This window comes from Tepidisphaeraceae bacterium, assembly GCA_035998445.1.
Taxonomy (GTDB): Bacteria; Planctomycetota; Phycisphaerae; order Tepidisphaerales; family Tepidisphaeraceae; genus DASYHQ01.
The window spans coordinates 34,302-56,563 of record DASYHQ010000017.1 but is presented as its reverse complement, the minus strand read 5'-3'; the positions used below and the strand labels follow the sequence as shown (position 1 = coordinate 56,563).

Below are 22,262 nucleotides of genomic sequence, written 5' to 3'. Positions count from 1 at the left end.
AAATTGCAAAGAAATTCCTATCTCGGGGGTTCCCTGTAGAGGCAAGGGTAGCGTTCAGCTTATGACCCCGGACACGCACAAAAACGCGGAGAATGCCAAAAATGGGGATGCTGTCCGTAAAGTGCAATAGAGGGAAATAGTCGACCGCAACAGTTCCGTTAATGTGACCTATTGCCGAATTCTCATTTCAGTATTAGCTTTCGACCTTGATGTTCGACCTCCTTCGCCATCCTGATCATGTCGTGGCGTTCACCGATGATCCTCAGGCGGTGCTGGACCGTGGTGTAACCGGTGATCACGCGACAGATGGTGTGGAGGTGCGCACGCGAGTTGAAGCAGGCGCCTTGTGTGTCGGTGTCACGGCCCCCGGTGTGGCACTCCAGCGGTTGCGGTTGCGATGGCGGGCAGACCTGGGGTCGGCGGGCATCCGTGTGCTGGGGGACGCGTTGGAGCGCGGGTACGGAGACCTGCAGTGGGCGGGGATCGTGCCGGATCGGCACATGCCGTGGTACGCGCTCGTGCACGATTCCAAACGCGACGTGACGGCCGGCTTTGGCGTGCGCACCGGGGGCGCATCGCTGGCGGCGTGGCGGGTGGATGAGACCGGCGTCACGCTCTGGCTCGACGTGCGCAACGGTGGCGCCGGCGTGCTGCTGGGCGATCGCACGCTGCACGCCGCGGATGTGGTTTGCCGACAGGGCGCCGCGGGCGAGTCGCCGTTCATCGCGGCGACGGAACTTTGCCGGGCGCTCTGCCCCAACCCACGGTTGCCATCGCACCCGGTGTACGGCGGCAACAACTGGTACTACGCGTACGGCAACAGCTCGCACGAGCAGATCCTGAAGGATACGCAGCTGCTCGTCGACCTCTCGCCCACCGGTGACAACCGACCGTACATGACGATCGACGATGGCTGGCAGCTTCGCCGGACCGACCGCACGTCCTGCTGTGGCGGGCCGTGGATCGGCAACGAGCGCTTCCCGGACATGGGGGGCCTAGCGCAGCAAATGTCGCAACGCGGCGCCCGCCCGGGCATCTGGATCCGCCCGCTGGCCGCGGCGCCGGACGCACCGGCATCACTGTTGTTGCCCGACGCGCGGGCGAAGGATCCAAAGGGCATGGTGCCGGCGCTCGATCCGAGTTTGCCGGAAGCGCTCGCGATCGTCTCGCGCGATATGACGCAGCTGCGCGAGTGGGGCTACACGCTGGTGAAGCACGACTTTTCGACGTTCGATATCCTCGGCCGCTGGGGTTTCGACATGCTGCCAGAGGTGACGAACGTTGGCTGGCACTTCGCCGACCGTTCGCGGACGACCGCCGAGATCATCCGCGCGTTTTACCAGACGATCCGCGACGCACTCGGCGACGCCGCGATCGTCATCGGGTGCAATACGATCGGCCACCTGGCCGCGGGCCTGTTTGAACTGCAACGCACGGGCGACGACACCTCCGGTCGGCAGTGGGAGCGCACGCGGCGGATGGGCCCCAACACGCTGGCGTTCCGCATGCCGCAGCACGACACGTTCTTCGCGGTGGACGCCGACTGCGTCGGGCTGACGGTGAACGTGCCGTGGCACCTGAACCGCCAGTGGCTGGATGTGCTGGCCCGCAGCGGCACACCGCTGTTCGTGTCGGCGGCGCCGGAGGCGATTGGCGCCGAACAGCGGGCGGCACTGGTCGCTGCGCTGCGCGTCGCCAGCGAGCGCCGACCGGTGGCGGAACCGCTGGATTGGATGGACACTGCCACGCCACGGCAATGGCGGATTGATGGGCAAGTCGTCACGTACGACTGGAGCGATACGGGGCTGGCGCTGAATACGGGGCTGTAGAAAGTTTGGTGCGGACTTCCAGTCCCTCTCCCATGTACGCATGGGAGAGGCTAGGTGAGGGTGATTTCGAACTGCTGACGACTCTCGGTAGAACGAAATCACCCTCACCTAGCCTCTCCCGGAGTACCGGGAGAGGGACCGGAGCGCGGGTCCTTACTTGGTGCGGTACCCCACCTCGTGCCGCGCCGGATCGGCGCCGGGGCCATAGCCTAGTTCCGCGGCGCGGGCGCGGAAGGATTTCACAGCGGCGGCATGGGCGGCGTCGTCGATCGCGTTGCGCAGCTCGCCGGGGTCGGCCTTCAAGTTGAACAGCACCTCGGGCATGTCCGGGCCGTAGGATTGGTACTTCAGGTGGTCGCGCTTGATCATCAGGTTGTCGTGGCCGAACTGGCTGATCGTCTCGTTGTTCCACGCGCTCGCGTCGCCGTTCATTAAGGGCACCAGGCTGCGGCTGTCGGTGCCGCCGGTGATGGGCAGGTCGGCCAATTCGCACAGTGTGGCGAACAGGTCGCACAGGTTCACGTTCTCGTCTACGACGGCCGGCTTGAAGCGCTTGGGCCAGCGGATGATGAGCGGCACGCGGGCCGAGGCCTCGTAGAACTTCTGCTTCTCCCAGATGCCGTGCTGACCGAGCATTTCACCGTGGTCGCTGGTGTAGATGATGATCCAGTCGTCCAGGTTCTGGCCGAGGTGGGTCAGGGTGTTCATCACCTGGCCATACTGCGCGTCGATCGTCTCAACCATGCCGTAGTATGCCGCGGTGGTTCGGCGGATGTCGCGCTCGCTGGCGTCCTGGCCGATGCGCACCTGCTTCTGGCTTAGGAACGGGTGATCGGCGACCGTCTCGTTCACGAACGGCGTCACGCGGTTCATGTAGTACGTGAACTTCTCCTCGTCGCAGAAGTATGGGTAGTGCGGCAGCAGCAAACTGACCTTCAGCAGCAGCGGGGCGTGGGGGCTCTCCTTGTCGTAATACGGGCTGGTGAAGAATTCCTTCGCGTAGCGCGTCGCTGCGTCGACTGAGAAGTCGTCTGAGATCGCGTGCGGGCTCTTGCCGACGCCGGCGCGAAGCGCCTCCTGCGTGTCCGACCACTTCTTGTTGCCGCTGCGGTAACGCTCGGCCTCGTGCTTGAGCATGCCGGTCATGTAGCGCGAGTCGACGTGAATGTCGTCGAACGAGATGCGCCGCCGCCATCCCTGCATCTGGTCGGTGCCCATGTGATGCAGCTTGCCGCAGCAAACGGTCGTGTAGGCGTGCTGCGAGAAACTGCGCGCCCAAGTGAGGTACCCCGAGGGCAGGTCATCGCCGTACCGGCGGACGCCGCAGGTCTTGGGCAGCTCGCCGGCCATCAGGCATTGGCGCGCGGGAATGCAGATGGGGCTGGGCGTGTAACAGTTGTTGAAGACCACGCCGGTGCGCGCCAGTTCGTCCATCACGGGCGTCCGCACGACCTCGTCGCCCGCGAAACCGGCGACGTCAGGGCGATGCTCATCCGACATCAAGAACAGGACGTTGGGTCGCGGGGTCATGGTTGGAATCTAGCGGGAGTGGGGGTGAGGTACAACGGGAGCGGGATCGTGATTGGGATACATTCCCTCTAGTGACGGTAGCAAAGAACACCGCGGCGTTCGCTCGGGCCGTGGCAGGGGCGTCACGCCCATGCGTGCAATGAGGCCGGGAAGCATATTTTGCTTCGGCGGCTTGGTCGGCGCGGCGGCCAACAAATTGAACTCTCTGTTCCAGTCCACACGCATGGGCTCTGGCGCCCATGCCACCGAAAGGCAGCCGCGACCGCGTTCTTAAACACCCTCTGAGGATGGCGCCGGTCGGCCGGGTGGTTTGGCCGTCGGACTATTCGTGCCGCGTCCTACCCGCGCGGCGCCGCAGCATCGCCAGCGACGCGATGCCCAGCAGGCCGGCGAACGTCGGTTCGGGCACCGCGGTGGGCGTGATGTCGAAGTACACGTACGTCGGCGATTCGCCGACCATCATCTGCATCTGGTTGCTGCCCAGCATCGTGTAGCTCACCTGCGTCGCGCCGCCGGCCGTCTCGGGCATCAGCTCGGCCCAATCCGGGGTGCCGGGGAGGTCGCCGAGCGTCATCAGTACGTTGCGATCGGTGCCGGTGGGGGACCAGACGGCCCAGATCAGTTGGTTCGGGTCGTCGCTGTGCATGAACTCGTAGACGTAGACATCGTTAGCGACGGACTTCTTCACCTCATCGAACTTGTAGTCGCCGAGCGTCTCCATCAGGTGGCTGACGGCGTGGTACGACGGCTTGGGCACGTAGTTGCGCGTGAGTCCCGAGCCGGCGAAGAGCGTGGGCTCGTCGCTGTCGTTGTAATAGAAGACGTGCGCCTGATCGACGTCCATCCGCGCGAACTCCAAATACGAGCGCGTGATGTACTGGGCCTGCTGGCGGTCGGTAACGTCGATGAAATCCTTAAAGGTGCCGGTCGTGTTGTTCGGCTTCGTGCTGGAGTCGTACCCGAATTCCGAGACCGTCAGCTGCTTGCCGGGCGCGTTCTGGTTGCGCCAATTGATGAGGTTCTGGACGCTCTTGAGGTAGTTCAGCGATGCGTCTTCCGGGTGGCTGGGCTCCCACGTGGGGTAGCCGGTCTTATGGGCGTAGCTGTGGGTATCGATGATGTCGTACAGCGATTGGTCGACCCCGTTCAGCACGGCCACGTTGCGCAGGTAGTTGTTGTTCGTGCCCGTGGTCAGCGCGGCCGTGGCGATCTTGATCGTCGGGTCGGCGGCGCGAATGCCGGCGGCCATATTGCGGAAGATGGTTGTGTACTGCGCATCGGTGTAGTGGTGTTCGTTGCCCGGCTCGTTGCCGATCTGGATCGAATCGACGAGCTGCCCACCGTCGTAGGCCGTCTTCGCGAAGGTCGCGAGCCGGTAGCCGTAGGTGTAGGCATCGCCGGACATGTTCGACCAGCTGGAGGGCGCGAAGTTGTCGAACTGCACGCAGAGGTTGATCTTGAACGCGCCGTCCTTCCACTGCGTGTAGACCTTGTCCCAATCGGCATTGTTGGCCGACCGGCGGAAGTTGACGGTGGCGGCGTTGGCGCTGTTATTGCCAAGGTCCCAGCTTAGTGGGTGATAATCGCGGATCCAGTTCGTCACCGGCGCGTAGAGGTTGGGGTCGTAGGCTTGGCTCCACGCGTTGGCGCCGGCCATCACGTTCAGGCCCATCAGGTCCTTGAACCGCGGCTCGGCGGCACCGGCGGCATGCGGGCTCAGCAGCAATGCGGCGGCGGGCAGGGCTACCGCCACCGACCGCGCGAGGCGGTAATGGCGCAGAATCCGCGAACGAGATGGCCAACACGTCATCGGTGCTCCGTCCAAAGGTGGGAACCGCCGCGGCCACAGCGAAAAACGAAATCGCCACGACGGTTGGATGGTACGCTACAACTTACACCCAATTCATCGCCGCTGCAAAACTATTTCGCAATGTTGTGTACTGTTGCGTAAGTGAACTGTAGATCGTTTTGAACGGGGTTGGATGACGGGAAGACTAAGCCGCAACTGTTGGGGGTAGGCCCTCAGCGCCCCGGCGGGTTGCCCATCGGTACGCCAGCACGGGCAGCGCGTTCAACACCACCTGGACAACCAGGCCGAGCCGGTAATCGTGAATGGTTTCGGCGTCCCAGATCTGGGCCAGCGCGCCGATCGGGCTGATGGCGGCGATCGGGTGCTTGCGCACGCCGTTGTCGCCTTGGATGGCCTCCAGAATCATGAAGTCGGCCATCAGCGGGCCCAGCCACGTCAGCGCGATCCAGACGATGCCGACCGCCATCGCACGCGGGCCCGCGAGGTAGTTCCAGCGCAGCAGGTAGGCCATGCCGATCATGAACGCGCCGACCACGAGCGCCGTCGCCAGCACCGGTTGCAGCGTCGCATCGAGCGGGAACGTGTTTTGGTACCAGGACGACAATCGTTGCGACGACTCCTCTGACAGGTCGGGCCGCGCCCAAGCCAGCGGTAACAGCAAGAGCGTCGCGAGCAGCGCCACGAGCACCAACGGCATGGGGCGGCGACGCGGTTGCGGATCGTCCTCCAACTGGTGCCGGCGATACTCGGCCGCCGCCCAGGCGCTGCTGCCCAGCGGCACCACCGACAGCAGCATCGCGCTCACGATCGCCGCCACCACCTGCACGTGGATGTCGGTGCCGCGGTGAAAGCCGGGCGTGCCGAACTCGCCGTTGTAGACGATGCCGACCGACGAGATGGCCACCCAGCCCGCCACCAGTGCCAGGCCGAGCATCGGGCCCAAGGCTGAGTCTTCACCCCGGCGGTACTTGCGGGCGGCGCCGATGAAGCAGACGAACCCGACGAACGCCTGCGCCACCACCGACACGCCGTACGCCCACGGGATGAACTCCATCGACGTGCGCGGCGTGAAGAGCGTGCCGATGAACAGCGGCGACATCAGCACGCGCACGCCGGGCAGCAGCGAGATCAGGTTCTCGCCGAACATCATCGCGCCCACGATCAGGCTGACGAACAGCCCCAGCCCACCCTTCATCAAAAACGCCGAGAAGGCCGACACGATCCAGACGAAGGCGGCGAACAGCAGCAGCGCGACGTTGGCGCCCGCGAAGTGAAGCGGATCGATGCCCGCGCCGCGCGCCACGAAGAGGCCGACGACCATCGTCGCCAGCATCATCACCAGCGACTGGCTTCCGGCGCCGATGAGGTATCCGACCACGGCCGTGAAGCCACCGACGGGCATGAGCTGGTGCGACTCGAGCATCTGCTGGGTCACGTCGCGCCGGATGGCGGCGCTGACGCGCGACGCGCCGTACAGCAACAGCAGGCCGGCCTCGATGACGAGCAGGCCGGTCACCCACCCGTTGAGGACCGAGGTCGTATCGCGCGGCTCGTTCAACCGAACCGTGAGGATGACGACCGCCACCAGAAGCACGGCGTACACCGCCGTCACGCTCAACGTGTTCTTCCATCCGCCGCGCAGCTTGAACTGGGCGTAGGCGATCGGGTTATCGAGCAATGTTGATGCCATGGGTCATGTCTCGCGTTTTGCTGTCTGGTCCCTCTCCCGGTACTCCGGGAGAGGTTAGGTGAGGGTGATTTCGAACTGCTGATGGCTCTTGCCAGAACGAATCACCCTCACCCAGCCCCTCCCGGCATACCGGGAGAGGGGCAGGAAGGACTCAATCCACCTGTCGAATGCCTGCCCGCAGATACGCCTCTTCGAGCCCCGGCGCCACGGCTGTAAACGAGGCAACCGGCGCGCCGGTGGCGATCAGTTGCGCCAGCAAAGCGGCGGCTTGGTGCTTGTCACTACCGTAGGTAAGCGAGACGCGCTCGCGGTCGACCTCAATGTCGGCCACACCTTCGATCGCGGCCAATCGTGCCGCCAGACCGGCGATGGGGTCGGCCAGGCCGATCGTGTACCGACAACGGCCGTCGGCGCCGCTATGGCTGGCGATCTCGGCGACGGTGCCGTACTGCACCATCGCGCCGCCGGTCATGATGCCGATGTGCGTGCAGTACTCGCTCATGTCCGACAAGATGTGGCTGGAGACGATCAGCGCCTTCCCCTGATCGCGCAAATCGCACAGCAACTGCCGAAACTGCACCCGTCCCGCGGGGTCGAGCCCGGCGGCGGGTTCGTCCAGCAATACCAGCGCCGGGTTGGGCAGCAGCGTGCGCGCCAGGCCGATGCGCTGCCGCATGCCGCGCGACAGGCCTTTGATCTTGGCGTCCGCCTTTTCGGTTAGCCAGACCTTTTCCAGCCAGAAGTCGATCCGCTCGGCCGTCTCGCTGGCGGTGAGGTCGTAGGCCTTGGCGATGAAGGTCAGGTACATGCGGACCGTCAGCTCTTCGTAGACGGCCGGCGTGTCGGGCGTGAAGCCGATGTGGCGCTTGATGCTCGGATTTTCGGGGACCAGCGGCTCGCCCAGCACCTGCACGATGCCGCGCGACAGCGGTTGAAGCCCCGCCAGCACGCGCAGCAGCGTGGTCTTGCCCGCGCCGTTGGGCCCGATCAGCCCCAGCAGGTCACCGCCGCGCAGCGACATCGACACGTCGCGCACGGCCATGAGCTTGCCGAACCGCACTCGCGCTCGGTCCACCGCCAGCACCGGCGCGTCTTTGCCCGTTCCGTTTTCGATCCCCATGTGGCATACCGTAATCCAGCGGCGGCGCCGTAGCAAAACGCGGAACCGTCAAGCACGGATAGCGACGCGCTTACGTCGTCGCCGCGTCGCCGAATGGGCCCTTTTCTGGAAGCGAGAGATTCCGTTGAGCAGGATATTTTTCGACAACTGGCAGGCCTTGCTGCGTACGGGCCTGATCGGCGTGCTGGCGTACATCTGCCTGGTGATCCTGCTGCGCGTGTCGGGCAAGCGAACGCTGTCGAAGATGAACGCGTTCGACTTCATCGTCACCATCGCGCTTGGCTCTACGCTGGCCAGCGTGTTGATCAGCAAGGACGTGTCGCTGGCGCAGGGCGTGTTGGCGTTCTCGCTGCTGATCTTCATGCAGTACGCCGTCACCTGGCTCAGCGTGCGCGTGAAGTGGGTGAGGCAGGCGGTGAAGGGTGAACCGACGCTGCTCGTTCACAAGGGTCAGTTTCTGGACGCCGCCATGAAGCGAACGCGCGTGACCGAGGACGAGATCCGCGCCGCGGTGCGATCACAGGGCGTGGCCGTGATGGATCAGGTGCTGGCGGTGGTGCTGGAGACGGACGGCACGTTCAGCATCGTGAAGCAGACGGACAGCTCGGGCGGTTCGAGCCTTGTCGGCGTGCAATCGCCAGATTCCGTTCACCTGGGCACGATCGAAAGTGGCTGAAGGCCCGCGTTGTTCCCCCGTCTTCGTTGCACGAGCAAAGAAGGGTATTCACCGCGTTAGATCGGCGGCAGATCGCGCACGACGGCGTGCGACCTTTGGGCCCGAGGCGAAAACGATCGCCCAAATGCCCTATCTTAGCGGCGTTATTTACTGTTCCTGCTATTGCGATCTATCGGCTGAATCCTCCGTTCCCACGTATGACGCTTTTCGCGACGCTGAACTGATGCACACTCGCGTCCGCCATGTCATTGAGACCTTATCGAGCAGTTACTGGTTCGTGCCCACCCTGATGGTCGTGGCCGGGGCGGGCGGGGCGATCGCGATGTTGTACGTCGATCGCTCGATGTTGAACTCGCGCGAGCCGCAGGGCTGGCTGTACGGCGGGGGGGCCGAAGGGGCCAACACGCTCCTGTCGACGGTGGCGGGGTCGATCGTCACCGTCGCGGGCGTGGTCTTTTCGATCACCATCGCGGCGCTGTCGCAGGCGTCCAGCCAGTTCGGGCCGCGCCTGCTGCGCAACTTCATGCGCGACCGGGGCAACCAGGTCGTGCTGGGCACGTTCGTCGCCACGTTCGTCTATTGCCTGCTCATCCTGCGAACGGTTCGCCGGGATACCGAGGATGGCTCGGCGTTCATCCCGCACGCGGCGATCACCGTGGCGGTGCTGCTGGCGGTGCTGAGCATCGGCGTGCTGGTCTACTTCATCCACCACGTCTCGGTGTCGCTGCAGGCGCCGATGGTCGTCGCGCAGACCCGCGCTGAACTGGAGGCGGTCGTCGCACGGCTGGGTGACGAGATGGGCGTCGCTGGGGCCGTCGCGATGGCGCCCGGTCACGACACGCGCCCCAGTGACTTTCATGCGACCGCTAAACCCATCGTCTCGCACGTCAGCGGGTACGTGCAGGCGGTCGATTACGACGGACTGCTACACGCGGCGACCGAACTGGGCCTCACGCTGGAGCTGAAGTGCCGCCCGGGCAACTACGTTATCGAGTGCAACGCGATGCTGATCGTCTGGCCCGCCGAGCGGTGCACCGAGGCGGTGCAGGATCGCCTGCGCAACGCGTTCATCTGTGGTCGCCACAGCACGCCCGAACAGGACATCGAGTACGGCGTGCGGCAGATCGTGGAGATCGCCGTGCGGGCGCTCTCGCCGGGCATCAACGACCCGTTCACGGCCATCAACTGCATTGATGCGCTGGGGTCGGCCATCTGCCGCGTCGGGCAGCACGGCTTGCCGGGGCCGCTGCGTTACGATGCCAAGGGCATCCTGCGTATCGTGGCGCCGGTGACGACGTTCGACGGCCTGGTCGACATGGCGTTCAACCAGATCCGCCAGTACGGTCGAACGAGCGTGCCGGTGACACTGCGGCTGCTGGAGGTGATCACCGAGGCCGCCGAGCAACTGACGGGGCTCGAGGAGCGTGCCGTGCTGTTGCGCCACGCCGAGATGATCCACCGCGAGGGAGAAACGAAGTTCACCGAACCGTCCGACCTCACCGACCTGAACCGCCGTTGGGCCGCCGCCACCGCGGCGCTGGGGCGGCCGGGGGAAGAGGGGCAGGCGTAGCGGGGGGTCGCACGGAGGCACCCGGAGCCCGGCCTGCTATTGCGACCGCGCCCGTTCCATTTGCAGCCGCGGCAGGCCCACGATCTCGAACGTTGCCGAGGCGATGCCGATGTTGGCGGCATCCAGCGCTTGTAGGATGTCGCGCGTCATGGCGTCCTTCAGGTCGCGCACGCCATGGTCGTTGGCGATGAAGCGCAGCGTCAGGTCGACCCAGTTGTCGGTCATGCGCATGTAGACGCGCGGCGCCATCGACGAACGCTTCACCGCGTACCGCCGTTCCAGTTCCTGCAGTTCCGGCTCGCCGAGGTCGGCGACCTTCACGGTGTGTTTTGCGGCGACATCAAGCAGGATGCGCTCGACGGTGGCGCGGTCGTCCTTGTAGGCGATCGGGAAGCTCATCTCTTCCCAGACGTACGGAAACTCGCGCGTGAAGTTGTAGATCGGCTCGTCGAAGACCTTGGCGTTCGAAACCGTGACGATGCGCCCGGTGTACTGCCGGGCCTTCACCCACATCGCCGGCGGCGCGCTCTGCACCGGCGGGGGCTGGCCCATCTCCATGATGGTGGTCTGCATGAAGCCCAGCGCGATCACGTCGCCGCGCACGCCGCCCATCACGATGCGATCCCCGACGTTGAACACGCTGCCGCGCATGATCAGGACGTAACCCGCCAGTGCCGTCACCACTCGCTGCAAGGCAAAGGCCAAGCCGGCAGTGACCAGACCCATGGCGGTCGTAAGGCGGGTGGGCTCGTCGAACCAGATCGACGCCACGCCGACGATCATCACGATCGCCGTGCAGATGTGGATGCCCTGGCGAACCCAGAACGCGGTCCGTTCACCGGCCTGCGTCACGCCGCGGGCAAAGTTGCGCAGCAGCCTACTGATGAGCAGCAGCAGGACGACCAGCACGAGCGTGAACAGGAACTTCTTCCCGTTGTCGGCGTTGATACCGACCAGCTTGACGCCGAACAGTTCCAACGCGCGGTTCGGTCCGACGAACCGGATGATGCTTTCCATGCAGACACCTGCTTTCCCGTTACGAGACGACGTTTTCATTGTTAACGCATCGCCGGATTCCGCGGAACGCTGATTGTGGAGCGTTAAGTGGCTTTCGATCCTCTGGTTACGGCATGGCAGGAAAATTTCTCGTAGCGTGTCGATTTTCCGATTCATCGTTCGACGTGTAAGTAGAAGGGCCAGCCGCATCGGACCAAGTGGTCGGACGGCCAGCCCCCGAGTTCCCCAAAACTGGAGATAGACCATGCGATTCATGATCCTGATCAAGGCTGATGCAAATTCCGAGGCCGGCGTGATGCCCGACGAAAAGCTGATGACCGAAATGGGCAAGTTCAACGAGGAACTGGTGAAGGCCGGCATCATGCTGGCCGGCGAGGGGCTTCACCCCAGTTCCAAGGGCGCCCGCGTGCGGTTCAAGGGCGAGCAACGATCCGTCATCGACGGCCCGTTCACCGAAACGAAGGAACTGATCGCAGGCTTCTGGCTGTGGCAGGTGAAGTCGAAGGAGGAGGCGATCGAGTGGGTAAAGCGCTGCCCCAATCCGATGCCGGGGGAGTCGGAAATTGAGATCCGCCAGGTGTTCGAGGCGGAAGATTTCGGTGCCGAGTTTACGCCCGAACTGCGCGAGCAGGAGGACCGGCTGCGGGCGCAGATCGCCAACAAGTAGCGGACACCTGCCGACTGCGATGGGTGGAAATCGATTGGGAAAGGGATGGGTACTATGCTGCTGATCTACATTGGAATTGGGGTTGCGGTGGTGGTGGCGGTGCTGGCGATTGTGGTCGCCCGCAAGCCGAAGGAATTTCGCATTTCGCGATCGGTGAAGATCGACGCGCCGGCGGAGAACGCGTTCGCGCTTGTGAACGACTTTCGGGCTTGGCGGCAGTGGTCGCCATTCGAAAAGTTGGACCCGAACATGCAACGCACGTATGGCGGGCCCGCCGATGGCGTCGGCGCGACCTACGCGTGGACCGGCAAGGGACAGGTGGGACAGGGGCAGATGACGATCGAGAAGGCCCGTTGGCCACTGCAAATCGAGATTCGGCTGGAGTTCTTCAAGCCGTTCAAAGCGGTCAACCTCGCCACCTTCACGTTCGAGCCGCTCGCCGACGGCACGCGCGTGACGTGGGCAATGGAGGGGCGAAACAACTTCGTCTGCAGCATCATCGGCCTGTTCATGAACATGGACAAGTGCGTCGGCGACGACTTCCAGCGCGGCCTGGAGACGATGAAGACGCTGGCGGAAACGCGTTCCACCGCGACACTGGAGACGGCCGCCCTGAACTAACGAAGGAACGCAAGCGATGAAGTTCATGTTGATGTTTAAGTCGGACGAACCCGTCCAACCCGGCACTTCCGCGTGCAAGGAAAACCTGCCGGAGATGGCGAAGCTGATGGGTGAACTGAAAGCCAAGGGCACCGTGGTCGCCAGCGAAGCGCTGCTGCCGCCCGACACGGGGGCGCGGTTGCGCCTGACGGGCGGCAAGGTCAACATCACCGATGGTCCGTTCGCCGAGGCCAAGGAGATGGTGGCCGGCTTCGCGATCGTGAACGTCGGTTCCAAGGCCGAGGCGGTCGCGATCGCGGGCCGTTTCCTGGAGATCGCCGGCAGCGGCGAGTGCGACATCACGGAAGTGTTCGATGCTCCAACGGCCGGGCATTGATGGGACGGTGAAGCGCGCCTTAATCGCTTGCATCGCCGATCGGCCGATGGTGTGATGGCCGGCGGCCATGCCTTCCGACACCCATCGTACGATCAACGCGATCTGGCGCATCGAGTCGGCCAAGCTCATCGCGGGCCTGGCACGCCTCGTGCGCGACGTGGGCGTGGCCGAGGAACTGGCGCAGGATGCGTTTGTGGCCGCTTTGGAACAATGGCCGGCCGCGGGCCTGCCGCAGAACCCCGGGGCGTGGCTGATGGCCACCGCCAAGCATCGCGCGATCGACCGCGTGCGCCGCGATAAACGCTTCGACCGCAAGCAGGACGAGATCGCCCGCACGATCGAGAACGAACGAGGCGCGTCGGCCGCTCCCGACCTGGATGCAAAACTGGACGATCCCGTCGGCGACGATCTGCTGCGGCTCGTCTTCACCGCGTGCCATCCCGTTCTATCAACTGAAGCCCGCGTCGCACTGTCGCTCCGATTGCTCGGCGGGCTGACGACCGACGAGATCGCCCGAGCATTTCTCGTGCCCGAGCCCACGATCGCCCAGCGCATCGTTCGCGCCAAACGCACGCTGACCGACAAACAAGTCCCCTTCGAGGTCCCACGCGGCGACCAACTGGCGGCGCGGCTGGCGTCGGTGCTGGAGGTCATCTACCTGATCTTCAACGAAGGCTACACCGCCACCGCCGGCGATGATTGGCTGCGTCCTGCGTTGTGCGACGAGGCCTTGCGGCTGGGGCGCATCCTGCAGGGCCTGATGCCCGATGAACCGGACGTACACGGCCTGGCGGCCCTGATGGAGATCCAAGCGTCGCGCGCCAAGACGCGCGTGAGCGCAACGGGCGAGCCGGTGCTGCTGCTCAACCAGGACCGCGCCCAATGGGACCAGCTGCTCATCCGCCGCGGCCTGACGGCGCTATCCCGGGCCGAGCGACTGAACGCCTCGCGCGGCCCCTACACCCTGCAGGCCGCCATCGCCGCCTGCCATGCCCGCGCCCGCGTCGCGGCCAACACTGACTGGCGGCAGATTGCGCAGCTGTACGCGGAACTGGCGCAGGTTGCGCCATCGCCCGTGGTGGAACTGAACCGCGCCGTCGCGATGTCGATGGCCTTCGGCCCGGAAGCGGGCTTGACGATCGTCGATGCGCTGATGAACGAGCCATCGCTGAAGGGGTATCACCTGCTGCCAAGCGTTCGGGGGGATCTGCTGACGAAGTTGGGCCGTTGGGCCGAGGCGCGTGCCGAGTTCGAACGTGCGGCTGGGCTCACACGGAATTCCCGCGAGCGAACGCTGTTGCTTGAGAGGGCTGAGGGCTGTGGGAAGCACGTCTGAGCATGCCCTGAAGCCAGCGTACAGGCCTACGGCCGTCTACGGTTCTTCGGCACCTCTTCCACCCCATGTCATCCCGAAGGGAGCGGTAGCGACCTGAGGGATCTCGTACGACGAGCGATTCATGCCCGTGGGAGATCCCTCGAGTCGCTACCGCTCCGCTCGGGATGACAGTTGGAGCAACACGCGGGGGAGTAGATACACTCCGGAGTTGCGCCGTTCCATCTGCTAAACGGCATACTTGCCTGCGCACCGGATGACCGACTTCCCCACTCTTTCGGGTTGTTCACGAATCGTCAGCCAGTACGCATCGCGCACGTCGTCGTCGATCGTGATCAGCCCGGGATAGAGCCGGTCGCCCCCGCGCTTCTTGCAGCCGGAGATCCAGTATTCGTCGCCGGTGTCCACATCGAAGTAGTTCGCCTTGAATCCGGATCCGCGCAACGTTTGGAAGGTCTGCCCGTTGTAGTAGAGCCTCTTGCGCGACTTGGAATACGAGACGCGACCGATGCGCGCGTCGCCACTGATCTCCCCGGCCTTGCGTTCGATGTACATGATGCGCGACAGCATGGTGGACGACATTCTACCTGAGGGTGTTCAAGAACGGCACAGCGTCCGCTTCAATCGTGGCATGGGCGTCTCGCCCATGCATGTCGAGAGGCCGTAGCACAAAATTTGTTTCAACGGCTTGGTCGGCGCGGTAGCCAGCCAATCAAATCAGTCGTTCCAGTCCACACGCATGGGCGGGACGCCCATGCCACGACCAGGCAGTCGCGTTCGTCTTCTTATCACTACTGAGGGTCTGAACTTCGCAGCGCAATTTGACGAATGATCGACCCAAGAAGCGCAAAAAGGAACGGGCCCGGTCGCCAAAGCGACCAGGCCCGTTTGTTGTTAGACAACGTTGAAGAAGCGTTCTGCTTACTTCTTCTTTTTCGCGCCCTTCACCGGCGCTTCCTTCAGCGCCGCGTGGGCCGCTGCCAGGCGTGCGATCGGCACGCGGAAGGGGCTGCAGCTGACGTAGTTCAAACCAACCGTGTGGCAGAACTCGACGCTCTTCGGGTCACCCCCGTGCTCACCGCAGATGCCGCACTTGAGGTCGGGCTTGGTCTGGCGGCCGAGCTTCACGGCCATGGAGACCAGCTTGCCGACGCCACCGATGTCCAGGCTCTGGAACGGGTCGCGCTCCAGGATTTCCTTCTCGATGTAGTCGGGCAGGAAGACGCCGGCGTCGTCGCGGCTGTAGCCGAACGTCATCTGCGTCAGGTCGTTGGTGCCGAAGCTGAAGAACTCGGCCGGCTCGGCCAGCTCGTCGGCGGTGATCGCGGCGCGGGGCACCTCGATCATCGTGCCGTACAGGTAGGCGACCTTCGTCTTCTTCTCCTTGAAGACCGCGTCGGCCGTGGCGACCGTGATCTTCTTCAGGTAGTCCAGCTCGGCCTTGGTGCCGGCCAGCGGGATCATGATCTCCGGCAGCACCTTCACGCCGGCCTTCTTCACCTCGATGGCCGCCTCGATGATCGCCCGCACCTGCATCTCCAGGATTTCCGGGTACGTGATCGCCAGGCGGTCGCCGCGGTGACCCAGCATCGGGTTGCTCTCGTGCAGCTGGCCGACGCGGTTCTTCACCTGCTCGAACGACAGGCCCAGCGACTGGGCCAGCGCCTGCTGGTCCTTCTCGTTGTGGGGCAGGAACTCGTGCAGCGGCGGGTCCAGCAGACGCACGGTCACCGGCAGGCCGTTCATGGCCTTGAAGATGCCGATGAAGTCGGCGCGCTGGTGGGGCAGCAGCTTGGCGAGCGCCTTCTTGCGGGCGTTCACGTCTTCCTTCTGCGCCAGGATCATCTCGCGCATGCTCTGGATGCGCTCGGGATCGAAGAACATGTGCTCGGTACGGCACAGGCCGATGCCTTCGGCGCCGAAGTTGCGGGCGACGGCGGCGTCTTCGGGGGTGTCGGCGTTCGTGCGGACCTTCAGCGTGCGGTACTTGTCCGCCCACTTCATGATCTGCAGGAACGGCCCGGCCAGCTCGGCCTTCACGGTCGGCATCTGGCCGGCCATCACCTCGCCGGTGCTGCCGTCCAGGCTGATGTAGTCGTTCGGCCCGTAGCTCTTGCCGCCCACGGTCATCGTCCGCTTCTTCGCGTCGATCTCGAGCGCGCCGGCGCCGGCGACGCAGGGCGTGCCCATGCCGCGGGCGACGACGGCGGCGTGCGACGTCATGCCGCCCGTGCTCGTCAGGATGCCTTCGGAGACGTGCATGCCACCGATGTCCGCCGGCTCGGTCTCGCGGCGGACCAGGATGATCTTCTCACCGTTATGAACGCGCTCTTCAGCTTCCTCAGCCGTGAACGCGATCTTGCCGACCGCCGCGCCGGGGCCGGCGGGCAGGCCCTTGGCGATCACCTCGCGCTTGGCCTTAGGATCGAAGCCGGGGTGCAGCAGCTGGTCGAGCGATGCTGGCTCGACGCGCAGGATGGCGGTCTTCTCGTCGATCAGGCGCTCGCGCACCATGTCGGCGGCGATCTTCACAGCGGCCTGCGCGGTGCGCTTGCCGTTGCGGGTCTGCAGCATGTACAGCTTGCCCTTTTCAATCGTGAACTCGAAGTCCTGCACGTCCTTATAGCGGGCCTCCAGCGTCTTCTTGACCGCCAGCAGTTCCTTCCAGCTCTTGGTGCTCCACTTGCCCATCTCGCTGTTGCATTCCAGCGGCGTGCGGATGCCGGCGACCACGTCTTCGCCCTGCGCGTTCACCAGGAACTCGCCGTAGAAGATGTTCTCACCGGTCGCGGGGTCGCGGGTGAAGGCCACGCCGGTGGCGCAGTCGTCGCCCATGTTGCCGAAGACCATCGCCTGCACGTTCACCGCCGTGCCACGCAGGCCGCGGATGTCGTTGATCTGGCGATACTTGATCGCCCGGTCGCCCATCCAGCTCTTGAACACGGCCTCGATGGCCGCTTCCAGCTGCTCGTAGGGGTCGCTCGGGAAGTCGCTGCCGACGTGCTGCTTATAAACGGCCTTATAACGCGCGACGACTTCCTTCAGGCCGGCGGCGTCCAGGTCGGTGTCGAGCTCGACGCCCTTGGCCTTCTTCACTTCGGTCAGCTCGTGCTCGAAGTGGTGGTGGTCGACGCCCATCACGGTGTCGCCGAACATGTTGATCAACCGGCGATAGCTGTCGTAGGCGAAGCGGGGGTTGTTGGACAACGCGGCCAGGCCTTCGACGGCGGCGTCGTTCAGGCCGATGTTCAGCACGGTGTCCATCATGCCCGGCATGCTCATCTTGGCGCCCGAGCGGGCCGCCACCAGCAGCGGGTTGCGCGCGTCACCGAAGCGCTTGCCGACGGCCTTTTCGACCTTGCTGATGTTGGCCCGAACCTCTTCCATGAGCCCGGCGGGCATCTTGCCCCCGCCGTCGTTGTAGTCGCCGCAGGAATCGGTGGTGATCGTGAAGCCCGGGGGCACGGGCAGCGGCACCAGGGTCATGTCGGCCAGGTTGGCGCCCTTGCCGCCCAGCAGGTCCTTCATGTTCGCGTTGCCCTCGGCCTTGCCGTTGCCGAAGAAGTAAACGCGCTTGACGCCCTTGGCCGCCTTGCCTGCGCCGCCCTTGGCCGCGCCCTTCGAAACCTTTTTCACCTGCTTGAACATACGACTGTCTCCTGAGATCCCGTTTGAATCGGGTGGGGTTGTGTGCTTCGCTGCTCACCAGCCGGCGGACCGGCGCGGAACGGGTCACCGTCCACGCCTGATCCAGTAAAACCGTGTGTTTTCCGGACCAAATAGCCCGGCACTGGCCGCGAATGAGCGGGGCAGTATAGAAATGCGGGAAAATCGTGTCAATTTTGCGGGATGGGGCGGCGGGCGGGTCGCGTGGCTGCTACCTGATCGGCTGACATAACGTAGTGCCGATCAGCGGCCGGCCTACGACCGGCTCGCGAACTAAAGTGTACCTTCCCGGCCGGTCCGGTGCATTGGCAGGTTATACGACGGCCGCGCCCCCGTCAGTCGTCGATCGCATTTTCGACGACCACCGTGTGGCCGAGTTGCTCCAAGAACGTCCGTAGGCCCTCGATCATTCGGTTGGCAAAGAGAACGGGAATCGGACCTGCGATCTTGGAGCCGGTCTCCTCGTAGGTGTCGCTGTTCCCGACGCACGCCCAGATCGTCGTCGGTGCGATCAGGTCAGAGTCCTCATGGACGTTCCTCTCGCGAATGATGTAGATCGGCTCGGGCATTCTCTCCGTCGTATAACGTAATGCCGATCAGCGGCCGAGCCGGCACAGTGCCGACTCTCGAACCACAAGAAGCTTACCCGCCGGCTCGGTCCACTGCATCGGCGGGTTATCCATCGGCCGTCCGCCGTCATTCCTCGATGTAACGTGCGTACCAAGCTTCGTTTGTCGCGAGCCCATCTTGTGCACTCAGTTTGAACAGTCGCCCGTTCTTGAATAGCAACTCGATGCCGTGTTCTTCATCCCAGTCGCAGCCACCGGCGACAAACACATAACGATCCCGCGTCGCACCGTGTGCTGGCAACGTGATCGTTGAAAAACCTACGTACGACCATACATCCGCTCTGCGTGCCAAACGAATCGGTAGATCTTGTCCATCAATTCGCCGCTGCGCGCACACTTCGTGACAGACCAACACTAGTTCATGCGTCAACGCATCACGTTGCGATGACGGTAACTCCAAAAACTGTTGTAGCGCTCCTAGCTGGCTGGCGGTGGGTGATGTTGCTCCCTGTTCAGCATTCACCCGAACCTCCAGAGAGGCTGAGAAGAGCGGAACGTGTACAGGCTCGCTCGCCTGAAGATATCCAAGAAATCCATCGTTTACCCAGCTGATCTGATCTGCTCGCATCGTCTTCCCCCGATGGATAACTAGTGATTGACCTGACCGGCGCGCGCCGATCATCGTGCTGCTGTCGCCTATTAGGCGCACGCGGTAATTGGTGGTCAAGCGGGAGGTTACGGGCGGTGGCAGGCTGCGGTGGGCGGGATGCTATCGTGCGGGCGGCGCGGTTGCGGCATGATGATCGGCGCGGCGGGGCCGTCGGCTGGGGCGGGGGCGAATGCGCCGCGGGGCGGCAACGGCTTGGGCGGGCTGGGGTTGGGGCGATCGATGCCTCAGTTTCGTAGGGTCCGCTGGTACTCCTGCGGACCATCGCCGCTCATCGTAAACCGAATCGGTCCGCAGGAGTACCGGCGGATCCTACATAGCTTTTCCTCGCCAGGTCGCGTTGCCAGGGGCGTGCCGTTCGATAGCACGACCCGGTGTACCGGATCGTGGCACCCCCGGCGGACACGGGTTGAGCATAACCGATGGCAGGTAACCCGGCCTATCTCGCCCGTCTGCGCCACCAGCGGATCGCGGCGTATGAACAGATCAGCCCGATCGGCAAGCCAAACAACGCGATGCCCGATTCGTCCGACCTGAAAAACCGCCCGATCCCTTTCCGGACCTCGGCGAGCGCGACGATGCCATGTATCAGAAAGGGCAGACCAAATAGCCCAACGATGACCGACATGCACCCAGCACCACTCGCCCCCGCGTGCGCTTCTGGCGCACGGTAATCAAGCGGCTGTACTGGCTTTTCATCCATCATTGTCAGTTTCGTAGGGTCCGCTGGTACTCCTGCGGACCATCGCCGCTCATCGTAAACCGAAACGGTCCGCAGGAGTACCGGCGGACCCTACATAGCTTCAGCACCCTTTCGGCTCTCGCCTTCGAAAAGAAAAGGGACATCCAAAATATCCGCGGGCGGTGTTGGGCCGTCAACGGTCGGGCGCGGATGTTCCGGATGCCCCCTTTTCCTCGCCCCCGGTTGGCCGGGGCCCACCACGAGCGCGCCAGCAGACGGCGGTGAGCACCGAGGCGATGGCCGCTGACAAAGCATAACGTCCTCGCGGGATATCGTGGTATCGGCCGTCGTGGTAATCGACACTCTGAAAGCACATCCCGAAGTAGTAGAGGGCGATGTAGCCGAACACGAGCGCAGAGAGAGTCAAAATCAATCTTCGGTTCATGCTTCTCCGTGTCGGGTGCCACGGGCGGTACGCCGCCCGTGCGGGTCATCCTATCCGACGGCACGGGGCGAGTACGACCCGTGGCACCCGGCGGTGTTGGGCCGTCAACGGTCGGGCGTGGATATTCTGGATGTCCCCTTTTCCTCACCCTGGATGTCCCCTTTTCCTCACCCGGCCGAGCTACTCTCGGACAGGCGCCAACACGAACTCCAGCGGTCGATGCCTCAGCGAATCGCGCGTCGTGTACCGTTGGGAATCGGAGATGTACGACAGCTGGCCCGCCTCGTACCCAAACGCCTGAACTTCCACGGAATTGCGGGGGCTCCCCTTTGAGTCCGGCCACCGGACCGAGAGAGAGAAGGGTTTGGACAAGGTGCCGACGTTCTCCAACATGCGGCGGGCGGACCGCTCGTTGTGGTTGTATAGCATCACGACGATCTGCACCGTCGTCGTTGTCGCGGGCCCGGCGTCCTCGTGCAATCTCACGGATCCGACAATGTCACCTAGGACCGGTGTTTTCTGAGAAGCAGCCCCGCCGCGTCCGGTGGTACACGCGCTTCCAACGCCGAGCAACACTGCGATCAGGCATGGAAGAAAAACAGCGTGCCGCATAACCGGTATTACCTCGCGCCAAAAACCAGTTTTGCTGGGCCGCTAGGAGCCGGGTGCCACGGGCGGTAAGCCAACCGTGCGGGTCATGTTATCCGAGGCACGGGGCGAGTACGACCCGTGGCACCCGGCTTTTCCCCGCCGTTGCCGCGCATGCCGAGGAATGTGCGGCGCATGCCGGGGAATGTGCGGCGCATGCCGAGGAATGTGTGGCGCATGCCGAGGAATGTGTGGCGCATGCCGGGGAATGGGCGGCGCATTGCTGGGCAGGGTTGAGGCGGGGCGGGGAAGGGTGGATCGATTCCTGCCGTGGCAGGGGCGGGGGAGGGGTATTATGGGATGTGGGGCGGGGGGCGGGATTTTGTGGCGATCTTGCAAGGTCGGGGCGGGGCCGGGCCGATGGGAAGGGGGATGGCGGTGGTCGCGCGACGGGCGCGGCCGGTGGCCGTCGCGAACGGATTTCATCAACGCACGGAACAAGCCGATGTCCGATTTCCTCCCGATCCGCGAGCCGATGCTCGTCACCTGGTCGACCGACTTCCTGGCCAACGTCGGCGTGATCGGCGTTGATCACGTCGGCCTCGTCAGCGCGCAGCAGGCGGCGCTGCAGGTGGCGGTGGATGCATTTGTGAGCGCGTACGGGCTGGCGAACGACCCGGCGACGCGCACGCGGCCGAGCGTCGAACTCAAACGGACGACCAAGGGTCAGATGATCGCGATGATCCGTCAGCTCGCGGGCATCATCCAAAAGCACCCGGCGACGACGGATGCCCAGCGGGCGCAGCTGGGGTTGACGGTGCGGCGCGTGGCGCGGCCCGGGGCGACGCCGGGGACGCCGTCGAACTTCAAGGTGTCGCTGGGGGCGGACGGGTCGCTGGAGTTGAGCTGGAAGTGCCGCAACCCGGGGGCGAGCGGGACGATGTACCGGGTCGATCGCAAGATCGGCTCGTCGGGCGAGTTCGAGTACATCGGCGGGGTGGGGGGCAAGCGGTTCGTCGACCCGACCGTGCCGGCGGGGACGTCGCAGTTGACGTACCGGGTGCAGGGCGTGCGGTCGACGGCGGTGGGGGCGTCGGCGCAGTTCAACGTGAACTTCGGCATGACCGGTAGCCACCCGGCGGCGACGACGGCAGCGGCCGATTCCATCCGCGACGGCCAGAGCGGCCCGACGCCGAAGATGGCGGCGTGAGGCCGGGAAGGGTGAAGGGTGAAGGGTGAAGGCTGAAGTGAATAGAAGAGACGCGGCGCGGCCTGTGTGGCGCGCCGCGGTTTCGTTTGGAGTCGTGCGGGCCCGCTGGTGAACGTTGCGCATCAAGCACGGGGCCTGCCCACGAATTGGCACGAATCAGCACGAAGAACGCGAGTTGAACGCGATGCGCTTGTCT

Annotated in this window: 18 protein-coding genes; 8 read left to right on the top strand and 10 right to left on the bottom strand. The window is 64.3% G+C overall.

The window, feature by feature from the left end; genetic code table 11:
- Window positions 1-209 precede the first annotated feature (209 nt).
- On the top strand, window positions 210-1,829 hold the full coding sequence (locus VGN72_05710) for a hypothetical protein (protein HEV7298843.1): 1,620 nt from the start codon (window positions 210-212) through the stop codon (window positions 1,827-1,829).
- A gap of 153 nt (window positions 1,830-1,982) precedes the next feature.
- On the opposite strand, the gene VGN72_05705 is transcribed toward VGN72_05710, so the two are convergent.
- From VGN72_05705 to VGN72_05690, 4 genes are all read right to left on the bottom strand, one after another.
- Window positions 1,983-3,359, bottom strand: a complete 1,377-nt coding sequence (locus tag VGN72_05705; GenBank protein ID HEV7298842.1) for a sulfatase-like hydrolase/transferase — start codon at window positions 3,357-3,359, stop codon at window positions 1,983-1,985.
- A gap of 322 nt (window positions 3,360-3,681) precedes the next feature.
- Entirely contained in the window at window positions 3,682-5,169 is a 1,488-nt protein-coding gene (locus VGN72_05700) for a hypothetical protein (GenBank protein ID HEV7298841.1), read from the bottom strand.
- Between the two features lie 184 nt (window positions 5,170-5,353).
- Entirely contained in the window at window positions 5,354-6,859 is a 1,506-nt protein-coding gene (locus VGN72_05695) for a hypothetical protein (protein ID HEV7298840.1), read from the bottom strand.
- A gap of 151 nt (window positions 6,860-7,010) precedes the next feature.
- The gene (locus VGN72_05690) at window positions 7,011-7,979 is read right to left on the bottom strand and encodes an ABC transporter ATP-binding protein (protein ID HEV7298839.1); all 969 of its coding nucleotides are present in this window, start codon (window positions 7,977-7,979) and stop codon (window positions 7,011-7,013) included.
- Window positions 7,980-8,103: 124 nt separating this feature from the next.
- On the opposite strand from VGN72_05690, the gene VGN72_05685 reads away from it, so the two are divergent.
- Both VGN72_05685 and VGN72_05680 read left to right on the top strand, forming a co-directional pair.
- Window positions 8,104-8,655 carry a YetF domain-containing protein gene (locus VGN72_05685; GenBank protein HEV7298838.1) on the top strand — a complete coding sequence of 184 codons (552 nt, stop codon included), beginning with the start codon at window positions 8,104-8,106 and terminating at the stop codon, window positions 8,653-8,655.
- A gap of 223 nt (window positions 8,656-8,878) precedes the next feature.
- The gene (locus tag VGN72_05680) at window positions 8,879-10,225 is read left to right on the top strand and encodes a DUF2254 domain-containing protein (GenBank protein HEV7298837.1); all 1,347 of its coding nucleotides are present in this window, start codon (window positions 8,879-8,881) and stop codon (window positions 10,223-10,225) included.
- 36 nt (window positions 10,226-10,261) lie between these two features.
- On the opposite strand, the gene VGN72_05675 is transcribed toward VGN72_05680, so the two are convergent.
- The gene (locus VGN72_05675) at window positions 10,262-11,242 is read right to left on the bottom strand and encodes a mechanosensitive ion channel domain-containing protein (protein HEV7298836.1); all 981 of its coding nucleotides are present in this window, start codon (window positions 11,240-11,242) and stop codon (window positions 10,262-10,264) included.
- 244 nt (window positions 11,243-11,486) lie between these two features.
- Between VGN72_05675 and VGN72_05670 the strand changes: the two genes are divergently transcribed.
- The 4 genes from VGN72_05670 (at window position 11,487) to VGN72_05655 (ending at window position 14,242) form a co-directional block, all read left to right on the top strand.
- Window positions 11,487-11,909 carry a YciI family protein gene (locus tag VGN72_05670; GenBank protein ID HEV7298835.1) on the top strand — a complete coding sequence of 141 codons (423 nt, stop codon included), beginning with the start codon at window positions 11,487-11,489 and terminating at the stop codon, window positions 11,907-11,909.
- A gap of 54 nt (window positions 11,910-11,963) precedes the next feature.
- The gene (locus tag VGN72_05665; protein HEV7298834.1) at window positions 11,964-12,530 is read left to right on the top strand and encodes an SRPBCC family protein; all 567 of its coding nucleotides are present in this window, start codon (window positions 11,964-11,966) and stop codon (window positions 12,528-12,530) included.
- Window positions 12,531-12,546: 16 nt separating this feature from the next.
- Window positions 12,547-12,906 carry a YciI family protein gene (locus VGN72_05660; GenBank protein ID HEV7298833.1) on the top strand — a complete coding sequence of 120 codons (360 nt, stop codon included), beginning with the start codon at window positions 12,547-12,549 and terminating at the stop codon, window positions 12,904-12,906.
- 67 nt (window positions 12,907-12,973) lie between these two features.
- Window positions 12,974-14,242: an RNA polymerase sigma factor gene (locus tag VGN72_05655; GenBank protein HEV7298832.1), complete on the top strand. Its 1,269-nt coding sequence runs from the start codon at window positions 12,974-12,976 to the stop codon at window positions 14,240-14,242.
- Window positions 14,243-14,467: 225 nt separating this feature from the next.
- Here the strand turns inward: VGN72_05655 and VGN72_05650 are convergent, their stop codons facing one another.
- The 5 genes from VGN72_05650 to VGN72_05630 form a co-directional block, all read right to left on the bottom strand.
- Window positions 14,468-14,821, bottom strand: a complete 354-nt coding sequence (locus VGN72_05650; protein ID HEV7298831.1) for a hypothetical protein — start codon at window positions 14,819-14,821, stop codon at window positions 14,468-14,470.
- A gap of 339 nt (window positions 14,822-15,160) precedes the next feature.
- Entirely contained in the window at window positions 15,161-17,887 is a 2,727-nt protein-coding gene (gene ppdK, locus VGN72_05645) for a pyruvate, phosphate dikinase (protein ID HEV7298830.1), read from the bottom strand.
- Between the two features lie 353 nt (window positions 17,888-18,240).
- Window positions 18,241-18,474 (bottom strand): hypothetical protein, encoded by a 234-nt coding sequence (locus tag VGN72_05640; protein HEV7298829.1) that lies wholly within the window; start codon window positions 18,472-18,474, stop codon window positions 18,241-18,243.
- A gap of 127 nt (window positions 18,475-18,601) precedes the next feature.
- Window positions 18,602-19,201, bottom strand: a complete 600-nt coding sequence (locus VGN72_05635; protein ID HEV7298828.1) for a hypothetical protein — start codon at window positions 19,199-19,201, stop codon at window positions 18,602-18,604.
- Between the two features lie 379 nt (window positions 19,202-19,580).
- On the bottom strand, window positions 19,581-19,847 hold the full coding sequence (locus VGN72_05630) for a hypothetical protein (protein ID HEV7298827.1): 267 nt from the start codon (window positions 19,845-19,847) through the stop codon (window positions 19,581-19,583).
- A gap of 1,514 nt (window positions 19,848-21,361) precedes the next feature.
- Between VGN72_05630 and VGN72_05625 the strand changes: the two genes are divergently transcribed.
- Window positions 21,362-22,066, top strand: a complete 705-nt coding sequence (locus VGN72_05625) for a hypothetical protein (GenBank protein ID HEV7298826.1) — start codon at window positions 21,362-21,364, stop codon at window positions 22,064-22,066.
- Window positions 22,067-22,262: the final 196 nt, after the last annotated feature.